The following is a 17,340-nucleotide window of genomic DNA, read 5'->3' as shown; positions in this document are numbered from 1 at the left end:
GTCGGGCCTTCACTTCTTCGCGTAACTCACGCCCATGCCGGCACGGACGTCGTTTTGAATACCATAGGGCGGGATCGGATAGCGCAGGCCGTTCCTGGCCAGCGCCTTCATGCCCTCGATCGCCTTGGCGAGATGATGCGGCTTCAAGGCCATCAGCATCTCCTCGTCCGGCACGCCGCCATAGCGCCGTTCGGCATAGCATGGCAAGGACAGGCTGGGCTCGCCGGTTTTCAGCGCCCGCCCCCAGGAATCCGCGCAAGCCGTCTCGCCGACCACGCCCCATTCGAACTTCTTGTAGCCGGTATATTGCAGCCCGTTGATCAGGATGATCATTTGCCCCGGCGTCGCATAGACGAGGCAGATATCGGGCGGATCGAGCCGGCCGCTGGCGAGCGGGCTGACCGCGAGGGCCTGATAGTGTCCGAACGGAACCACGTCGAGCGCCTCCTGGCGCTTGCGTGCGTCCTCCGCGGTGCCGTGCCAGACCCCGACATAGTTTTCGCCGGCGAGCCATTTGTCGTCCTGCGGTGCGAGCCCGATCACCGCGCGGCACTGCGCGCCGACGAGATCGTCACCGGTGATGCCGACGGTCCAGCCGAGCCGCGAGGCCATGCTGACGATCTGATCGGTGGTGTGAACCGCATTCGGCCGCCGGATTTTGGGGATCGCTTCCATGTCCGCGGCCTGCGCAAACAGCTTCATGCCGATCACCGTGGTCTTCAGCCGCAACAGGCTGTTGAGATCGGCGACGAGGCCGGCAAGATCGATCCTGTCTGCGCTTTGCTGCTGCATGGCGTTCTCCCGGCCGGCGATCCACGCGCCGGTGCTGTGTTGTTGTTTCCCTCGTTCTAGTCCTTGCGCGGTCCCGGAAGCAACTCGCCGGTTCGGCCCATGACGCGGTACGCCAAGAGCCCGATACATTCCCGCATCGCGACGTCGGTCTTCTCGAGCCCCTCTCGTCCGTTACGGGTAAAGGCGAAAAGCTCGTCGCGCCCGCCCATGCGCCAGTCGACGGGATAGGCTTCGACGTCGAATCCGGCCTTGCGAAAGATCCCCATCGAGCGCGGCATGTGAAAGGCCGACGTGACCAGGAGCCATCGCTCGCCCGGCTTCGGCGCCACCAATTGCTTCGTGAAGATCGCATTCTCCCAGGTGTTGCGCGAGTCGCGCTCGAGGATGATGCGCTCTTTCGGGATGCCGAGGTTCTCCAGGATCGGCGCGGAATAGTCGGCTTCCCGCGCCTCGGTCGCGACCAGGTTCGACGTGCCTCCGGTGAAGACGATGCGCGCTTTCGGATAACGGCGCGCGAGGTCGGCCGGCGCCAGCATCCGATCAGCCGCGTATGCGACGACCGGCGTGCGATGCGCCGCCGACAGATCGGTGTCGACGGAGCCGCCGAGCACGATGATGCCGTCGGGCGCGCCGCGCGACGGGTCCCATGCCGGAAAGCGCGACTCCAGCGGATACAGCAGGAGATTGCCGAGCGGTGAGAACGCGGACAGTGCCAGCAGGATCAGCGTGGCCACGGCAAGCCTGCGGCCGAGCGCGACAAAGCGCGTGACCATCAACAGCAGCGACAGAAGCCCGAGCTCGACCAGGAGATTGATCGGCAGCAACGCCGTGCCGAGGGTCTTGGAGAGAACGAAATACAGGGGAGCCTCGCTGGAATGACCGTATCGGGCTTGACCGGCCCGTCCATCTTCAGAAATCCTTTGAAAGAGGATCGATCGCCTGGTCAAGCCCGGGCATAACAGGTTCTCATGACGAGAGCTGATGAAACCGGACGGACGCGGCAAATGACCCATCACCACCTGCAATCCAGCCCCGAGACCAGCCATTGGGGCTTCTTCGAGGCCGCGCTCAAGCCCGTGCTTACAGTCAAGAGTGGCGATGAGGTGACGGTCGACACCATCAGCGGCGGCCCGGACGTGCTGCCCGACCGCGACAAGTTTCACATTCCGCCGGAGATGCACGACGTTCACGCCCGGAGCGAGCGCATGCTGCCCGGCCACATCCTCACCGGCCCGATCGCCATCGAGGGCGCCGAGCCCGGCGACGTGCTCGCGGTCGAGATCCTCGACGTCCAGCTCCGGCAGGACTGGGGCTGGAACATGATCAAGCCGCTGTCCGGCACCCTGCCCGACGATTTTCACGAGACGCGCGTCCTCAACATCCCGCTGGACCGGACGCGGATGGTCGGCCGCATGCCCTGGGGCCTCGACCTGCCGTTAAAACCGTTCTTCGGGGTGATGGGCGTTTCCCCGCCGCCGGCCTGGGGCCGCATCTCCTCGCTGGTCCCGCGCGCGATGGGCGGCAATCTCGACAACAAGGAGCTTGGCACCGGAGCGACATTGTACCTGCCGGTGTTCGTGCCGGGCGCGATGTTCTCCTGCGGCGACGGCCATGGTGTGCAGGGCGACGGCGAGGTCTGCGTCACCGCGATCGAGACCGCGCTGCAGGGCCGCTTCCGCCTGACGCTGCGCAAGGACCTCAAGCTCAATTATCCCCGCGCGGAGACGGCGAGCCACTACATCACCATGGCGATGGACCCCGACCTCGACCAGTGTGCGGTGCGCGCGCTGCGCGACATGATCGTGCTGCTCGGCGAGAAGCGAAATTTGTCGCGCGAGGACGCCTACACGCTGTGCAGCCTGGCCGCCGATCTCAGGGTGACCCAGACCGTCAACGGCTCCAAGGGCATCCATTGCATGATCGAAAAGGCGCTCGTGCACGGCTGAGCCGGCCCGGCATTTCCTGACCTGTTGACGCCACGTCGCTGCCCGGACGTCCGCGCGGCGCGCTGAGTCGCGGCCAATTTCATGTGTGATTCCAACAGGCTGAGCGTCAAGCAAAGGCTGTAATTGACTTCTGCCTTCGAACCTAAATAGAGTCTTAATCGTTACTTTTATGTACCCGAGTAAGAGGCTAGCGTTCGGCCATGGCCACCGAAAAAGCCGAGACTGACCGCATTCCCGTAACCTTGGCGCTCTCGACCATCACCTATCTGGAGAAATTGGTGAGACAGGGCACCCACGGCACCAGCGTTCCCGGCGTCGCACGTACCTTGATCGAGGAAGGCATCCGTCTCGCCATCAAGGACGGGCTTTTGTCGATTCGCGACAATGGCAGGACGTGAGCGCGCGCCGAACGTGAAGCGGACGGATCTCGAGACGCGGATGGCCGACATCTGCAACCTGGGACCGTTACAATGCCTGTTCTCTCACCAACCTGGACTGACGAACGAATTGAAATTCTGAGGCGGCACTTCGAGGCCGGCCTCACCTGCAGCGAGATCGCCGCCGACATCGGCGTCAGCCGCAACGCCGTGATCGGCAAATTGTCCCGGCTCAATCTCACGCGTGGACGTACGCTCGACGAGCGCAAGGTCCAGGACAAGAGCATCGCACACGCGCGCGCTTCAAGGGCGGTGCCGCGACTGCAATATGAGATGCTCGCCTCGATCTATGGCGAGGCCGATGCGCCCGTCGCCACAGGCCCGATCGACGAGGCCAATCGCTGCTCGTTGCTCGAGCTCGCGGAGAACCGCTGCCGCTGGCCGATCTCGACGCCAGGCGCGGAGGATTTCTGCTTCTGCGGCAACAGCGCGCCCGACGGGCAATCCTATTGCGCCGGCCACAGCCGTCTCGCCTACCGGCCGAACTCGCGCGCCCGCATGATGCGCGGCTGGAGTCGCGTTTGAGGCGTTTTCTTGATGCGAGCCTTTATCGCTTCGCGTGAAAACGTCCTGTCCCAAAACGAAAAACCTCCGGCGGGGCATCACCGGAGGTTTCTGGAGGCTTAGCGTGAAGCTAAGAGCCGCAACTTTCGTATTCGGCTGAGAGCTATATAGCTGATCAACTCAGGTAAGTAAATAAATTTGAGTGCGATCATATCGCATAGCTCGTCTTCGTCTCGCGCACGGGAAAAACGGATTTTCCGAACTCTCACCTTCGCAAGAAAAAGCCCCGGCGGTTTCCCGCCGGGGCTTCATCAAAGTCCGAAGACCTCTGGGCTTACCAGTTGCGCTGGGCGCGCAGCAGCAGGCTGTAGGTGTCCTGGTCCTTCAGCTCGTACGTGGCTGCCGGCTTGGCAACCGACGTCAGTGCCGGGGTGGTGATCACGCCCGAGTACTTCTGGTCGAGGTGGCTGTAGGTGAAGTCAGCCGAGAAGGTCAGGTTCTTCACAGGAGTCCAGCGGGTGATGACACCGACCTGACCGATGTTGAAGTCCGGGTTGCAGGTGCCGGTCAGGGTCGCAAACGCGGCGCTACCGCAGATCAGGCCCTTCGCCGTGCTGCTGTAGTTGACCGCAGCCCACGCGCCGTACAGCGCCGTGTTCCAGTACGGGCTCCAGTTGTGGGTGTAGGCACCACGGAAGCCGTAGGTCTTGGTCAGCTCGAGGCCGCCGCCGGGAGCGAACACCGCATCAGACACGCCGGCAAAGCCGATGCTCTGATAAGCGGCGTTCGAGCTGCCGAACATCGAGTAGCTGGTCGCAGCCAGCTCCTGGAAGTTGTAGCGGCTCGCACCGTCGGTGTAGACGCCCGAGATGTTGATCACGTCGCCAGCACCGGTCGGGATGTTCTTGATCTGCAAGGCGAGCTGAACGGCCCAGCCCCACTTGTCTTCGGGGTGACCGGTGACTTCGCTCGCGCCGTAGTAGCCGACGTGGTTGTCGTGTGCTGCAACCGACGCTTGGAACAGACCCCAGGCCTGGTCGACGCGGACCATGCCGACGAGGTCGGGAGACCTGGTGCCGCCGAGATTGTTCGAGCCGTAAGCACCGCCGAGGACACCGGTGGTGGACATGCCGGCGGTGTTCCAGAGCGCGGTCTGGAAGACCTGCGTCTGGTCCTGCGCCGAGAACGCAGCCGTGATGCCCTGGCCGAAGTCAGCGGTGTAGGTGAACTGGGTAACACCGTTGGTGGTGCCGCTGCCGCCGACGAGCTGGTCGAAGTTGTTGCCGGGGTAATTGATCCAGGGCGCGTCGAACTGCGACACCGCCTTACCCATGGTGAAGCCGGCGAACTGGATGAAGGCGTAGTAGACGCCCAGCGCGCCGCCCGAGAGGTTGCCGTCGGTACCGTTGACGTTGCCGCTGCTCGAACCGATGAGGCCCGTGCCGGCCGCGTTCAGGCCGAGCGTGCCGCTGTACTGGGTCGCGCCGGTGCCCGAACCGGCGCCGACATAGTTGCCGGTCGTCCAGGTGAAGACCGCATCGAAATAGGTGCGGACCACGCCGTACTCGGTGGCGGTGCGCGTGTCGATGTTGAGATCTTCACGAGCGCGCATCGAGTAGTAGTTGGTCAGGCGGTTGTTGGCCGCGAAGACGCCGTTGTACTGGGCGCTGTAGTTGCCGCCGGCGTTGAGCGCGACTTCGGCGCGCAGATAGCCGCCGAGCTTGATGCAGGTGTCGGTGCCCGGGATGTAGTAGAAACCCGCGCCGTAGAGCGAGCAGATCTTCACGTATTCGACCGCCTTGGCCTTGACCGGAAGATCAGCCGCCTGCGCTCCACCGACGGCGATCAGAACCGCCGCAGTGCCGAGCAAAAGGCTCTTCACCACTTTCATTTAAAACCTCCAAGTTGCTCATTTTACGGAGACCGGACCGCGAGGCCCCCCAGATCCCCATCTCTTCAAATCCGCTCGGCCGCTTCGCGCTTTCGGACGTACCCGCATTCGACGCGAGGGACGTGAGCGAACCACCTGCAACGGGACGATCGAGTACCCCCCACCGTCACGGATCAATATGCCTGCGCCGTTCCCTAATCAAAATAGTTTATTTGGTAAGCCTTGTGGTTTCGCCGAGCCTGTGCCCCGCGGGCAACACCAGGGGGCGGCCAGAATACTGACCTGCTCATCTTTGTAATTTTAGTGACAAAATTACCCTGCTCTGCACTTGCGTCAGGGCAGGCTTGCGTGGACTATGACCTCCACGACACCGGCCGGAAGAATCTAGTTCACGGGAGTGACGCTGTGTCCGCGACGAGGAAGGAAGGAGCGCGCATGCGCTCCGTCGGCAACCTGGATATCATCAGGCGCTTCACCTGGGAGATATCGTCGATCAACATGCATCTCGAGGAGCTGCGTCAGTTCTGGGCGAGGACGCTCGGCATCAGCGGCCCGCAATGGCTGATCCTGATGGCGATCTCCGACCTCGACAAGGACGACGGCGTTCCGGTCAACGTGGTCTCCAAGCTCCTCCACGTCGACCCGTCCTTCGTCACCACCCAGTCCAAGCTTCTGGAGAAGAAGGGCCTGCTGCGCCGCCGCCCCTCGCCGACCGATGCCCGCGTGGTGCGGCTGTCGCTGGTCGACAAGACGCAGAAGCACATCGCGAGCCTCAACGAGCAGTACAAGACGATTCGCGAATTCGTCTTCCAGGAGTTCGACGAGAACGAGCTGACGGAATTCACCGCGAAGCTCGCAACGCTCAAGACCCGCCTCGAGAAGGCCTGCGTCAGGATCTCCCTCGACTTCTGAACCAAAAGGCCGCGATCAGATTCGCCGGCCGGCGGCGCCGAGCCGCGTTTCCAGCCAGTCGAAGATGTATTCGTTGGCAAGGCTCGGATTGTCCGCGTGGGCCTGCGCCGCGCCGGTCTCCGCCGCCGTGAACACCTTCAGCACGATATCCGTGCTGCCGAACTGCGATTTCTGCACGATCTGGCGCGCCCGGTCGGCCTTGAGCCAGCCGTCCTCGCCGAGCGTGATCAGCACGGGGCAGTCGGCGCTGGAAGCCATCAGCGGCGTATGCGGCACCGGGACGATGCTGAGATCGCTCATCGCAAAGCGGCTGGCGAAGAAGGATCGTTCATGCAGATCCCACAGCCCGCCGTCGCAGACGGCCGCGGCCAGCCGCGGCTCCTGCAACACCGCGCGTGCCACGAAGGAAGAGCCCCACCCATCCGCCACGATCGCGACGCGATCGAAATCGACGTCGCCGCGCGTCTCCAGATAATCCATGGCGGCGGCAATCGCGCTCTCGAGATCGCGGCGCTGCAGAAGCGTATCGGTGTAATCGTCGCGCTCAGTGCCGAGCAGGTCGAGCGCAAGCATCGACAAGCCGCGCTCGCGCGCGTGCGGCGCCAGCTTGAACAGAAACTCTTCCTTGCGGTGACCGGGCTCGCCGATGCAGATCACGGTCGGTGCCCGACCGCCCGACGACGATGCGGGCAGGAAGTAACCCTGCAACGCATGATCCTCGACCCAGGGAATGGTCACGACCTCGCCGCCCGGCGCGCGCGCCGTGAGATAACGGCGGGCGCATTCCTGCATCGCCAGCACGGCGACCCAGCGGCGCTCGTCCGCCTGGTCGAGCGGCATTGCGGCGGCACCGTAGTAATTCAGGGCGCGCAGCCAGTTGCGCTGCGCGGTCGCCATATGGCCTTCGGCGAACGCCGCCTCGGCACGATGACGGTTGACCCGCGCCAGCTTCTTCCACTCGCGATGCCAGGATTGTTCGTCGCCGCGCTTGAGCTGCCGCGCGATCATCAGGCATTCCGCGATCGTGGCCCCGCCCTCCTGGGCTGCGGTGAGGAGCCGCGTAAATTCAGCGGAGATGTCCTCTCTCTCCGGGCAAAGGATCCAGTCGTCGGAGAGGCATGCGGGTATCATCGGAGCTACGCTCTATCATCGCGTTACCCCTGATTCACTAAACTATTTTGGTTCCCTAACCAAGCCGCCGTGCGCCGAATGAGAGCCGTTTGCCATCACCATCGCTTGAACGATGCTTGATGGCCAACGCCGTCGCATGCGTGACATTCGAATTTGTCATGTGACGGCAACACTGGCAGGAAACATTGGCAAGGTTGGCAAGAGATGGCACGCAAAAAGACCGGCGCATCTCTTGCCATGATGATCATCATACCTACATCTGCGCGCGTTCGTTGACGATCTCAGCCAACCGTTTCAGCCGAGTCGCCAGCCGACCTCCTGCGTAAAACTTTCGTAGAAGGCGCGGTCATAGGCCTGCTCGGGTGTTGCCCGCACGCGCTCGTCAAGGCGTTTTGCGTCCTCGCCCACAAGAATGCGCCAACGCTCTGCCTTGACCCCGTCGAGAATGATTTTGGCGGCCTGCGCAGCCGTCGTCGGCGCATCCTCCAGGAAGCTGCGGGCACGCTCGGCGAACACTGCCTGGATGTCCTCGTCCGACATCTTGTCGGCATCCGGCGCACCAGCGGCGACCATGCGCTTGCGCGTCAGCGCGACCTCGTCGTCGCTCAGCCGTTCCGAGCCGTCACTGCTCTGGACCTTGCGCGAATTGGAGACGATCGAGGTGCCGATATGGCCGGGCATCACCACCGAGCATTTGACATGCGGCGCGTGCAGGCGGAGGTCGTTGATCAGCGCTTCGGTAAATCCTTTCACCGCGAACTTGGCCGAGCTGTAGGCGGTGTGCGCCTGGTTCATGCCGATCGAGGCCCAGAAGCCGTTGACGCTGGCGGTGTTGACGATGTGGGCCTCGTCGGCTGCGACCAGCATCGGCAGGAAGGTGCGCACGCCGAGATAGACGCCGCCCCAGCAGATGTTGAAGGTGCGCTCCCATTGCTCGCGCGTGTTGGTGAACAGGCTGCCGCCGCCACCGATACCGGCATTGTTGAACAGCAGATGGATCCGGTTGGTCTTCTGCTGCTCGGCGAGCTCGTCGCGAAAACGCTTGAGATGATCCTCGATCGAGACGTCGGCGACATGCGTGGTGACGCGCAGGCCCTGCGGCAGCTTCTCGACCTCGCAGAGGCGCCTGGTCTCGGCCATCGCGGCTTCCGAGACGTCGCACATCGCGACATTGCAGCCCTCGGCGACGAGCTGCCGTGCGAGCTCGCGTCCCATTCCCGTGCCGCCGCCGGTGATCACGGCGATCTTTCCTGCAAAATCCTTCATGGGACTTCAGTCCCTCCCCTTGTCGGTATGTTTCTTCACAGCTGGCGCGGTTGGCCGCGGCGCGCGCAAAATGTAGCAGCGCCGCATCCGCAGGTAAAAGCGGATCGGCGCTGCTTATCGAGATCAATTATTTCGGCGGACGGACTATTCGGCCGCTTCGACGCGCGGCCCGCCCAGCGCACCGAGCGCCTCCAGCGCCTTGCGGGTCGCGGCCTGCTGCGCGCTCGATGCTTCCGGCATCGGCGCCCGCGGATACGTTTTCGGCAGACCCTGGAGCGTCTGCGCGTAGCGCGTGCAGGCCGGCAGATTGTCGGCAATGATCGCGTTCCACAGCGTCAGCAGCTTCTTGTGCAGCTCGAGCGCACGCGGATGATCGCCCGCCTTCACCGCGTCCCACAGCGCGACCGAGGCATGCGGCGCCGCGGTCAGGATCGCAGCGATCGAGCCATGAGCCCCGAGCGTGTAGGACGGATACATCAGGGCATCGACGGCGCTGTAGATCAGCTTGTCGGGCGCCATCATCATGAGGTCCGCGAACAGCTTGAGATCGCCCGCGCTCTGCTTGACGCCGACCACCAGCGGCACCTCGGTCATGATCCGCGTCAGCAGTGCCGGCGAGAGATACGACCACGGCACGACGTTGTAGATGATGATCGGCATGCCGGTCTCGTCAGCCATGGCGCGGAAATGCGCGACCATCGCCTCGTCATCCGGCTTGAACAGATAATGCACCGGCGTCACCTGGAGGGCGGCGACATTCATGTCACGCACCAGCTTGCCGCGGCGGATCGCATCGCGCGTGGAGTCCACGATGATGCCGGCAATGACGGGAATGCGCCCGTTCACCGCCTCCACGGTCGCTTCCATCAGGTCGCGATATTCCTCGTGATCGAGCGTGTGGCCCTCGCCGGTCGAACCGCCGGCGGCAACGCCATGCGCGCCGGCGCCGATCATCCAGTCGACCTGGGGCGCCACGAGCTTGGTGTCGATCTCGCCGTCTTTTCGAAACGGCGTCGTCATCGGCGGGATCACGCCGGTCGGTCTCACCTTCATGCTGCTGCCCTCGCGTTTCCATCGTCGTGTGGCGGTCCCGCTCTTTTGACGAGTATCCGCAACGCTTTGAAGCGTATCGGGCCTGCCAGGCTTGTGAAGGGGCTGCTCGCGCAGCACTGCCCCCACAATCGCTCATTCCAGCGCATTTTGCCGGTGAACTTTCCTCGGGTTCCCCGTATTTGCCCGGCTTCGGTTTAAGGGCAGTTTTTTTACAATCCGAATCGCCGAATGGGGGTGGACGCTGGGGCGAGTCGGCCAGGCCAGCGTGTTGTTCGTGTCACAGGCTCTGGCACTCCACTTGCATCCTCTTCGTGGTCTGAAACTACCGATGAGGTGACTGGAATGTTCGTGACCGTCGTAGCCGTGCTCTGCCGGCTTAGCGCAGCTAGCTCAGGCAGTTGCGTCGAGGAAATCGTGACCGACAGCAACATGACGCCCGAGATTTCGATGATGCAATGTGCGGTCGGCGCACAGGCACCGCTTGCGAAATGGATGGGCGAGCATCCGATCTATCACGCCAACTGGCGCCTCGAGCGCTACAAATGCGTGCCGGGTCACTACGAGATCAAGGGCCACGCCTAAGGTCCCGCAAAACTACTGGTTCCAGGCCTACTGATACCAGGACCAATCGAGGAGACGCCCGGGGGCCGCCTTATCCCTCCGCGCGGATACGCCGGCGCCGGGCCCATCGCGGCGGCGCGGCCTGTGACATCGGTCACATCTTTCCCTCAAGCCACCGCACGCAGGATCATCGCACGCGCGCGCCGCCCCTCCGGCGTCGGCATCAGCGCATAATTATGCGGCTGGTCGCGAAGCAGATGCAGCTCGACCGGCACGCCCACCGCCCTCGCCCGCTCCGCAAGATCGACGCTGTCGGGATGCAGCAGATCGCGCGTGCCCGAGAAGATCGTCATCGGCGCGAGCGCGCGGAACGCGCCGTTGAGCGGGCTGACGAAGGGATGGCCGAGATCGAGGTCACCGGCATAGAGCCGTCCCGCTTCGACGATCCCCGGAATGTCCTGGAGCGGATCGCGCGCCGCGATCGCAACTTGCTCGGGACGGCTCACCGAGGCCTCGGCCGCGGGCGAGATCAGCATCAGCCGGTTCGGCTGGCGGTGGCCGCGATCGCGCAGCCACTGGCACGCCGCGAGCGCAAGGCCCGCCCCGGCCGAATTGCCGACCACCGTGACCTTTGCAGGCCCCGCATCCTCCAGCAGCATCCGCAGCAACTCGGCCGTCGCTGGCACAACATCCTTCGCAGTGGCGCGTGGCGCCAGCGGATAGATCGGCACGACGCAGACGACGCCCGCCTTGCGCGTCATCTGGCTGACGAAGCGCCAATGCGCCGGCACGATCTCGTTGATGTAGCCGCCGCCATGCAGGAACATGACGAAGTTGCAGCCCTCATGGCCCGACGACGGCGCGGTGTAATAGACCGGCCATCCGCCCATCTTGGTCAGCGTCGCCTCGACGCCCCGCCCCAAGCCTCTCGGCTCGAACGAGGCGGGCTCCAATGCGAGCTTCTGCACATGCGACAGCACGGCCTCGGCGGAGGCCAGCTGCTGCTTGTACGGGAGCCGTTGCAGCAGCATGTTGAAGGCGCGGCTTTGCAGGCTTGGTGCCGGATCGCGCGGCGCCTGTGCACCAAACACACAGCCGCCCGGGCAAAACTGCAAAGCCGACACAATCCTGGCAACGCTCATCGTCACATCCCCATCTGACGCAGCTTTTCATATGGCGACAAACCGGCTTGCCGAAAGGACGCCGCACGCGGATATAATGCGAGCATTCACTCGCTTTTCCTACTCGCATTCAGATCACAAGGCCGTGGCCCGCAAACCGCCCACAACACCCCGGAAAAATGCCTCGCAGGAGCGATCCCGCGCCACCGTCGACGCATTGGTCGAGGCGACTGCTCGCATTCTGGTCCATGACGGTTTCGAGAAGACGAGCACCAACCGGATCGCCGAGGTCGCAGGGGTCAGCGTCGGTTCGCTCTACCAGTATTTTCCAAGCAAGGAGGCGCTCGTCGCCGCCGTGATAGACCGTCACAACGAGGAGATCATGGGCATCGTCCGCGCCACCCTCACGGAAGTCGCCGATCTGCCGGTCGAGAAAGCCGTGCGAAAACTGGTGACCGTTGCGATCGAGGCCCACCTCATCAACCCGAAACTGCATCGCGTCCTCGCCGAGCAGATCCCGCGCACCGGACAGCTCGCCGACGTCGAAGCCTTCAACCGCGAGGTCCACAATTTAGTGCGCACCTATCTCGAAAGCCGCCGCAAGGAGATGCGCAAGATCGACCTCGACATCGCGACCTTCATCTGCGTCAGCACGATCGAATCCGTCGCGCACAACACCGTGCTGAACCAGGCCGAGATGCTGACGGAGAAGACGGTGAAGGTGCTGGTGGACGAGACGACGCGGATGGTGGTGGGGTATTTGAGGTAGGCGAAAGCCAAACTTCGCTGCAGCCCCTCGTATTGCACTATTGGCGGCCGCTAAACGGTATTGCTCTAAGTGGTCCCTCACGCTTAGATTGCGCGGAGAAAATCTCCCTTAGATCAGTAGCGGCATCCAAGTACATGATGGCTAAAATAGCCAATGGAGCTTTGAAATGGATAACGATCCCTAGGCGAGGTCGGCTGTGAGCGATCCCGACCCTACCGAGCTATCTCGACTTTGGGCTTTACCTTACAGCGTCGAAACGGAGACGAAGATCGCTCGGCTGCTCGCCGGAAACGAAAACGCGTTAGCAACCGAACTAAACTTCGAACTGGCCACCACGACGCTTTCTTTGATCTCTTCAAAGATCAAAGGTAATCCCATGTCTCTGAACCGTTCCTACTCGACCGCAATTCTCGGTCGCATGTGCATCACAGCGATGAGCACTCAGGCCATCTTTAGACAACATGAAGCCGGCACACTTCCATTCATGGACTCGACATCAATTGCCATTCTCTGCCGCGCGCTCATTGAGGCCGGCATAATGTACTGGTATTTGACCGAAGAAGGTAGCGACGAGGAATGGGCCTTTCGTTTGCAGGTGATGAGAGTACACGATGCCGCGGCTCGCGTGAGGTTTCTGAAGGTTTTGATTCCGGAAGAAGCTGACGAGGCGCGGCTAGCTCTAAGTCATCTCCGAGATGAGCTTAAGGAAATGCCGCTCTTCAAAAAGAGGCAGGAAGCAGAGCGGACGCGATTGCGGTCCGGAGAAGTTGTCTATGTCAACGGCATGCGCTCGGTCGTAAAGCAAATAGGTATTGATCAAGACTATTATGACGGGCTCTACAATTACCTTTCGGCTCAAGCACACTCCACGCCGATTAGCTATTTCAGAGACAGCGACGATCCAGCCCAACAAGTTTTGTGGCCGCGACTATTTTCGCAGTACTCATTGCTGAACGCGATGCAGATGATGTTCCGGATCGCGCTTCGGGAAATTGAGTTGAGTAAGCTGGAAGACCAGTTCGACGCGGTCTCATTGGAGCAATGTCGACAATTGATTGAGGGAAAAACACCCCCGCTTCCGACCTAAGAATTCCGACTAGACCCCGCTGCGGCGAGATAGGAGCGCAGAAGCTCTCAAAAAAATGGTCGGAGCGAGAGGATTTGAACCTCCGATCCCTAGCCTCCCAGGCGAGCGCTGAGAATTGATAACATTAGTCTTTCTGCAAAACGCCAGATTCTACCGGTCCCGAAACCACAGCGCTTTTGACTTTGGCTGCAAACCAGCACCCGGCTAGCTTTCTAAGCTCTCTCCTTGAGGATAAGCGGATACTGCTGCCTGAATTGCAGCTCGAATTCATGCACATCGCCCAGTGCTGGCGGACTGTATCCCAAGCCCTCAGGGTCCTCTAAACCTTGGTCCTTCGCATTGGCCAAAACTTTAATGCTGTCGGTTCTTATCGATGGTGACCATTCGGAATAAAAGCCCGATACACCACTGAGCCGCAACTCGGCACTCGTCGGCCTAGGAAACTTCACAAAACTCATGACGTGCTCAAATTTCTCCGCCGATAGCTGAACGTAAACCTGTACGGAGTCCTCTTGGACCGTTTGCTCGAAATCCCATTCGGATGAATATCCAATAGTCCCCCACAGCCGGCAGCTATCCCCATCACCGTCTTTCGCCTTGTAAATAAACAACCCGAAGTCGGTTATCTGACGTTGAGCACCGAACATCGAATACAGGCCGGACTGCCTCTTTTCGATCGAAGGCCGCAGCTTCCCGTAAATGTGCTCCGAAACCTCAGCCTTTGTTGTCGATTCGGTGTCGGCGCTGTTGCCCTTCTCCATGCGCAGGCTGCAGGACGGAATCAGTTCGATCACCTCAAAGCGCTGGCTCCATCCCCACGGGACTTGATCCTGACCTACCTGCTTTCCTCTTCCATCGAATTCTTTTATGGACCAGGAATAGAGATTCTTATGCTCTCTCTCGGTGCTCACCACGACGCGGTGGTCGACGCGATAGTCCATCAACAGCCCCCATGAACCACGGCAAAAGTCCTCCGCACAATTTAAGCGCGAGGGATATCGTGGGGCAACATTGTGCAGCTACTTGCGCACCAACTTTCGTATTAGATCGCGGGCGAGCCACCCCGGCGAGAGGCTTCCGAGCTGGTTGCGTTCGGTGCCCAAGCCGGGAACGGTGACGGTCAGCATGTCGCCGTTTAGCTTCCATTCGCCCGTGTAGGAGCGACCACCGATCTCAACGCTTTCTGTTCCAGTCTTTGCGCTCATCGGCCCGACTCCACCGTTGCCAACAGCGCTGCACCATAGATTTCCTTGGGCCAATAGTCCCCGTGCTGTCCCAGGCAGTGCTTGACCTGATCACCCGTCATGCGACCGGTGACAGGACACGGCTCCAGATGGGCGAGGCGTTCCCCCAGTCCCGACCGATTGTGCAATAGCGGTCCCATCGCGACGTTGATCAATTCAAGGTCACCCTGCCCGGCAACCTTGGTCACGCGCTCGACAACGATCGCGCAAAGTGAATTCGGCAAGTAACTTTTCGGTGGTCATGTAAGCCCATGTGATGATGCAACGGGAACCGAATGCGCGATTGAGCGACGCGCGACAAGACCACCGATTTCGCCGAAAACGAAAAGTAAGTTAAAGCTGATATCCGGTGGTGAATCTCTTCAACGGCTTAGGGCACGCAAAAATATTTCATTGTAAGTCATCACTTACGCTAGGGTGATTGAGCAGAAACAGGGGGTTATGCATGAGCGAGAGGCAATACCGCCTAGAGCGGCTTTCTTCGCCTTTTACAGATGGCGATGCTGATAGGGCAGAACTCTTCAACAAGCTCGAAAACATTATGCAGGGAGGAAAAGACTCCCCCTCTACGAATCGCGGCATCAGGAGGCGACTCGGCCAATCGACCGATCCAGAGACAGCGGAGGATCATCTCAATCACTTTGCGAAGGATGGCTGGAGACTTGTCACGGTTTTTGTCGATCCCCAGAGCGGCCCGATCGCAGTGCTCGAAAAGAAGTCGAGCGACACCTAAGCCATCAAGAGCGTGACAGGGTGATACGGTTGAGGGTGATACGATTTCCGGGAAATTACGGTGACACGTATTTGGATCGAGGCAGACTCGCGCGGAAGCCGTCGCGCGCAACACGGTGCTGAACCACGCCGGGATGCTGTCAGGAGAAGACGGTGAAGACGCAGGTGGACGAGTTCGGCACGATAACATTATGCCCCTGTTTTGCCCGACACGTCAAATCGATTCGGAAAAACGAAATCCGCCAATGACCTCGCTACTGTGCATGGGGTTGTTTTCGGCATTTTAGTTTGCTGGCCCCCGAAGCTGCCCCCGCCACTGATCGTCGCGCATGCGTCCCCGGCGGGAGCGCACTCCACGCCGACCGTCAATCGACCCGATCGATGATTTGGAAAAAATGGTCGGAGCGAGAGGATTTGAACCTCCGCCCCCTAGTCTCCCAGACGAGCGCTGAGCTTTGATATTGTTGATCTTTTCTGCAAAACGTCAGATTTCAGCGGGATTGAATTCACAGGGCTTTGGCTTCGGCTGCAAACGAAATCCCTGGGGAATTCCACGCCAAGGCGACGACCACCGGCAGATACGGCATCATACCGGAAGGCCCGTTGCAGGACCGCGTGAAGATGATCGAGGCGATTAACTACGACCAATCACTTGAACCGATCGGTGATCAATGTGGCAACGATGCCGGTTGCGACGGCCAGTCCAACCCCGACAAAGACTAGATTGCGCCAATAGGCGGCAACACGGATTGAATCTGCCGATTTGCCAAAATTGAATAACAGCTTGGGAAAGAGCCGATTTCTAAAGAACGCACCTATTTGATAGAAAAAAGGAGTTAGAATCAGCGCCTCCCCAGCTTGGGTTAGCGCATCTCTTTGCGAAGCCGGAACACCGCGCAGCAAAGTGTAGGCAGCAAAGATGCTGACGAAAACAGCAACCGCCGCCAAGCACATCCGAAATGCAAAGAACCCGGGTCCGATCGGCCGGAATAGCGGCCAATACCAAAGCAAACAGCCCTTCAAAATTTTCTCTATTCTGTCACGCGCAATGACCGCCGCATCCCGGTCTCCCCTCAGCGTAACATTTACTGTCCCCAAAAATCCCCACTCTGGATCAATATCGATGGTGCACGACCGGTATGGCTTGGCCGCGTATTGTGAGCCATCGATCTTGAGCTTCATTATCCGAAGCGATCGCATGTATGGATCGTCGAGTAACTGGCTCAAGTCGTCGCTCGAAATCTTGTGATCGCCAACGAATTCGATCGCTATCGTGGGAGTCGCTCCCAAGTAGTCGCGCGCCGCATATGCAAGATCAATTACGGTTTCGACGTTAAATTGGAACGCTCCTCCCTCGCGAAAAGACGCAGAATATTCAGCCATAGCGGTCAACCCCAGCGCGCAATTGATTCGGGTATTCAACCGCGACCGGGAATGTATCGCAAACAAAAAGCGCGCTTTCTGGCGCCTATGCAACGGAAAAGGGCGCGGATCACTTTCCGCGCCCTATGCCGTCTACCTAGGTCGCCCAGTCCCCAGCTTTATTTCGCGCTCCAGCTCTCGCAATAGCCACTCAGCGTTGCCCTCATTCGACTTGCCCGGCAGCAACTTCATTGGCGACTTTTTATAGCGAGGATGGTCTAGGTGGACCATGCCATCTGCGACCCACCAATCGACTGTTTCGCCCGAGCAAGACTTCAACGAACCGTCAGTCATCAATTACCCTTCCAAGCTTGTTGCGGAGGGCTGTTCACGTAGAACAGCAAAAATAGGATTGCTGTAGGATTCTTTGGTCACACAGCATGTTCGGCGCGATCCGTTGCTCAGCTGCAACGCTTTTCGCCATGGCATGCCATGGCCTCATCCTCAACCGACGCCAAGAGCGCGGCGCCAT

At 60.7% G+C, this 17,340-nt stretch carries 19 protein-coding genes; 8 read left to right on the top strand and 11 right to left on the bottom strand.

The window, feature by feature from the left end; genetic code table 11:
• Positions 1-9: 9 nt before the first annotated feature.
• Positions 10-792 carry a DUF169 domain-containing protein gene (locus RAD16_RS27775; protein WP_458161017.1) on the bottom strand — a complete coding sequence of 261 codons (783 nt, stop codon included), beginning with the start codon at positions 790-792 and terminating at the stop codon, positions 10-12.
• Between the two features lie 56 nt (positions 793-848).
• Entirely contained in the window at positions 849-1,616 is a 768-nt protein-coding gene (locus tag RAD16_RS27770; protein ID WP_458161016.1) for a YdcF family protein, read from the bottom strand.
• Positions 1,617-1,796: 180 nt separating this feature from the next.
• Here RAD16_RS27770 and RAD16_RS27765 point away from each other — a divergent pair, with 180 nt between their 5' ends.
• The 3 genes from RAD16_RS27765 (at position 1,797) to RAD16_RS27755 (ending at position 3,700) form a co-directional block, all read left to right on the top strand.
• On the top strand, positions 1,797-2,738 hold the full coding sequence (locus tag RAD16_RS27765; RefSeq protein ID WP_458161015.1) for an acetamidase/formamidase family protein: 942 nt from the start codon (positions 1,797-1,799) through the stop codon (positions 2,736-2,738).
• A 200-nt stretch (positions 2,739-2,938) separates the two neighbouring features.
• Entirely contained in the window at positions 2,939-3,136 is a 198-nt protein-coding gene (locus RAD16_RS27760) for a hypothetical protein (protein ID WP_007603456.1), read from the top strand.
• 72 nt (positions 3,137-3,208) lie between these two features.
• Positions 3,209-3,700 (top strand): GcrA family cell cycle regulator, encoded by a 492-nt coding sequence (locus RAD16_RS27755; protein ID WP_458161014.1) that lies wholly within the window; start codon positions 3,209-3,211, stop codon positions 3,698-3,700.
• 313 nt (positions 3,701-4,013) lie between these two features.
• Here the strand turns inward: RAD16_RS27755 and RAD16_RS27750 are convergent, their stop codons facing one another.
• Positions 4,014-5,570: a porin gene (locus RAD16_RS27750; RefSeq protein WP_458161013.1), complete on the bottom strand. Its 1,557-nt coding sequence runs from the start codon at positions 5,568-5,570 to the stop codon at positions 4,014-4,016.
• Between the two features lie 405 nt (positions 5,571-5,975).
• Here RAD16_RS27750 and RAD16_RS27745 point away from each other — a divergent pair, with 405 nt between their 5' ends.
• Positions 5,976-6,482, top strand: coding sequence for a MarR family winged helix-turn-helix transcriptional regulator (locus RAD16_RS27745; protein WP_326900638.1), 507 nt, complete (start codon positions 5,976-5,978; stop codon positions 6,480-6,482).
• Between the two features lie 15 nt (positions 6,483-6,497).
• Here the strand turns inward: RAD16_RS27745 and RAD16_RS27740 are convergent, their stop codons facing one another.
• The 3 genes from RAD16_RS27740 to RAD16_RS27730 form a co-directional block, all read right to left on the bottom strand.
• Positions 6,498-7,613, bottom strand: coding sequence for an alpha/beta hydrolase family protein (locus RAD16_RS27740; RefSeq protein WP_458161012.1), 1,116 nt, complete (start codon positions 7,611-7,613; stop codon positions 6,498-6,500).
• 294 nt (positions 7,614-7,907) lie between these two features.
• A complete protein-coding gene (locus RAD16_RS27735; protein WP_458161011.1) occupies positions 7,908-8,879 on the bottom strand; it encodes an SDR family NAD(P)-dependent oxidoreductase in 972 nt (323 codons plus the stop codon).
• A 144-nt stretch (positions 8,880-9,023) separates the two neighbouring features.
• Positions 9,024-9,932 (bottom strand): dihydrodipicolinate synthase family protein, encoded by a 909-nt coding sequence (locus tag RAD16_RS27730; RefSeq protein WP_458161010.1) that lies wholly within the window; start codon positions 9,930-9,932, stop codon positions 9,024-9,026.
• A gap of 342 nt (positions 9,933-10,274) precedes the next feature.
• Here RAD16_RS27730 and RAD16_RS27725 point away from each other — a divergent pair, with 342 nt between their 5' ends.
• A complete protein-coding gene (locus tag RAD16_RS27725; protein ID WP_015685698.1) occupies positions 10,275-10,514 on the top strand; it encodes a hypothetical protein in 240 nt (79 codons plus the stop codon).
• Between the two features lie 146 nt (positions 10,515-10,660).
• On the opposite strand, the gene RAD16_RS27720 is transcribed toward RAD16_RS27725, so the two are convergent.
• On the bottom strand, positions 10,661-11,635 hold the full coding sequence (locus tag RAD16_RS27720) for an alpha/beta fold hydrolase (RefSeq protein ID WP_458161009.1): 975 nt from the start codon (positions 11,633-11,635) through the stop codon (positions 10,661-10,663).
• A 124-nt stretch (positions 11,636-11,759) separates the two neighbouring features.
• On the opposite strand from RAD16_RS27720, the gene RAD16_RS27715 reads away from it, so the two are divergent.
• Positions 11,760-12,383, top strand: coding sequence for a TetR/AcrR family transcriptional regulator (locus RAD16_RS27715; RefSeq protein ID WP_458161008.1), 624 nt, complete (start codon positions 11,760-11,762; stop codon positions 12,381-12,383).
• A 196-nt stretch (positions 12,384-12,579) separates the two neighbouring features.
• Positions 12,580-13,470 carry a DUF5677 domain-containing protein gene (locus tag RAD16_RS27710; RefSeq protein ID WP_458161007.1) on the top strand — a complete coding sequence of 297 codons (891 nt, stop codon included), beginning with the start codon at positions 12,580-12,582 and terminating at the stop codon, positions 13,468-13,470.
• A 212-nt stretch (positions 13,471-13,682) separates the two neighbouring features.
• Here the strand turns inward: RAD16_RS27710 and RAD16_RS27705 are convergent, their stop codons facing one another.
• From RAD16_RS27705 to RAD16_RS27695, 3 genes are all read right to left on the bottom strand, one after another.
• Positions 13,683-14,411, bottom strand: a complete 729-nt coding sequence (locus tag RAD16_RS27705) for a hypothetical protein (RefSeq protein WP_458161006.1) — start codon at positions 14,409-14,411, stop codon at positions 13,683-13,685.
• Positions 14,412-14,489: 78 nt separating this feature from the next.
• A complete protein-coding gene (locus tag RAD16_RS27700; RefSeq protein WP_458161005.1) occupies positions 14,490-14,675 on the bottom strand; it encodes a hypothetical protein in 186 nt (61 codons plus the stop codon).
• Positions 14,672-14,938, bottom strand: a complete 267-nt coding sequence (locus RAD16_RS27695; RefSeq protein WP_458161004.1) for a hypothetical protein — start codon at positions 14,936-14,938, stop codon at positions 14,672-14,674. The genes RAD16_RS27700 and RAD16_RS27695 overlap by 4 nt, the downstream gene beginning before the upstream one ends.
• A gap of 221 nt (positions 14,939-15,159) precedes the next feature.
• Between RAD16_RS27695 and RAD16_RS27690 the strand changes: the two genes are divergently transcribed.
• Positions 15,160-15,447 carry a hypothetical protein gene (locus RAD16_RS27690; protein WP_458161003.1) on the top strand — a complete coding sequence of 96 codons (288 nt, stop codon included), beginning with the start codon at positions 15,160-15,162 and terminating at the stop codon, positions 15,445-15,447.
• A 647-nt stretch (positions 15,448-16,094) separates the two neighbouring features.
• Here RAD16_RS27690 and RAD16_RS27685 read toward each other — a convergent pair.
• Positions 16,095-16,829, bottom strand: a complete 735-nt coding sequence (locus RAD16_RS27685) for a hypothetical protein (protein ID WP_458161002.1) — start codon at positions 16,827-16,829, stop codon at positions 16,095-16,097.
• Positions 16,830-17,340: the final 511 nt, after the last annotated feature.

It is taken from the genome of Bradyrhizobium sp. 18BD (genome assembly GCF_054185225.1).
Note: the sequence above shows the minus strand (reverse complement) of the source record. Positions and strands in the feature narration are given on the sequence as shown.

What these genes read in the sequence shown, in the direction of transcription:
- RAD16_RS27775 (WP_458161017.1), bottom strand. Translation starts at nt 792, where the DNA reads ATGCAGCAGCAAAGCGCAGACAGGATCGATCTTGCCGGCCTCGTCGCC.
- RAD16_RS27765 (WP_458161015.1), top strand. Translation starts at nt 1,797, where the DNA reads ATGACCCATCACCACCTGCAATCCAGCCCCGAGACCAGCCATTGGGGC.
- RAD16_RS27760 (WP_007603456.1), top strand. Translation starts at nt 2,939, where the DNA reads ATGGCCACCGAAAAAGCCGAGACTGACCGCATTCCCGTAACCTTGGCG.
- RAD16_RS27755 (WP_458161014.1), top strand. Translation starts at nt 3,209, where the DNA reads ATGCCTGTTCTCTCACCAACCTGGACTGACGAACGAATTGAAATTCTG.
- RAD16_RS27750 (WP_458161013.1), bottom strand. Translation starts at nt 5,570, where the DNA reads ATGAAAGTGGTGAAGAGCCTTTTGCTCGGCACTGCGGCGGTTCTGATC.
- RAD16_RS27740 (WP_458161012.1), bottom strand. Translation starts at nt 7,613, where the DNA reads ATGATACCCGCATGCCTCTCCGACGACTGGATCCTTTGCCCGGAGAGA.
- RAD16_RS27735 (WP_458161011.1), bottom strand. Translation starts at nt 8,879, where the DNA reads ATGAAGGATTTTGCAGGAAAGATCGCCGTGATCACCGGCGGCGGCACG.
- RAD16_RS27730 (WP_458161010.1), bottom strand. Translation starts at nt 9,932, where the DNA reads ATGAAGGTGAGACCGACCGGCGTGATCCCGCCGATGACGACGCCGTTT.
- RAD16_RS27725 (WP_015685698.1), top strand. Translation starts at nt 10,275, where the DNA reads ATGTTCGTGACCGTCGTAGCCGTGCTCTGCCGGCTTAGCGCAGCTAGC.
- RAD16_RS27720 (WP_458161009.1), bottom strand. Translation starts at nt 11,635, where the DNA reads ATGAGCGTTGCCAGGATTGTGTCGGCTTTGCAGTTTTGCCCGGGCGGC.
- RAD16_RS27705 (WP_458161006.1), bottom strand. Translation starts at nt 14,411, where the DNA reads ATGGACTATCGCGTCGACCACCGCGTCGTGGTGAGCACCGAGAGAGAG.
- RAD16_RS27700 (WP_458161005.1), bottom strand. Translation starts at nt 14,675, where the DNA reads ATGAGCGCAAAGACTGGAACAGAAAGCGTTGAGATCGGTGGTCGCTCC.
- RAD16_RS27690 (WP_458161003.1), top strand. Translation starts at nt 15,160, where the DNA reads ATGAGCGAGAGGCAATACCGCCTAGAGCGGCTTTCTTCGCCTTTTACA.
- RAD16_RS27685 (WP_458161002.1), bottom strand. Translation starts at nt 16,829, where the DNA reads ATGGCTGAATATTCTGCGTCTTTTCGCGAGGGAGGAGCGTTCCAATTT.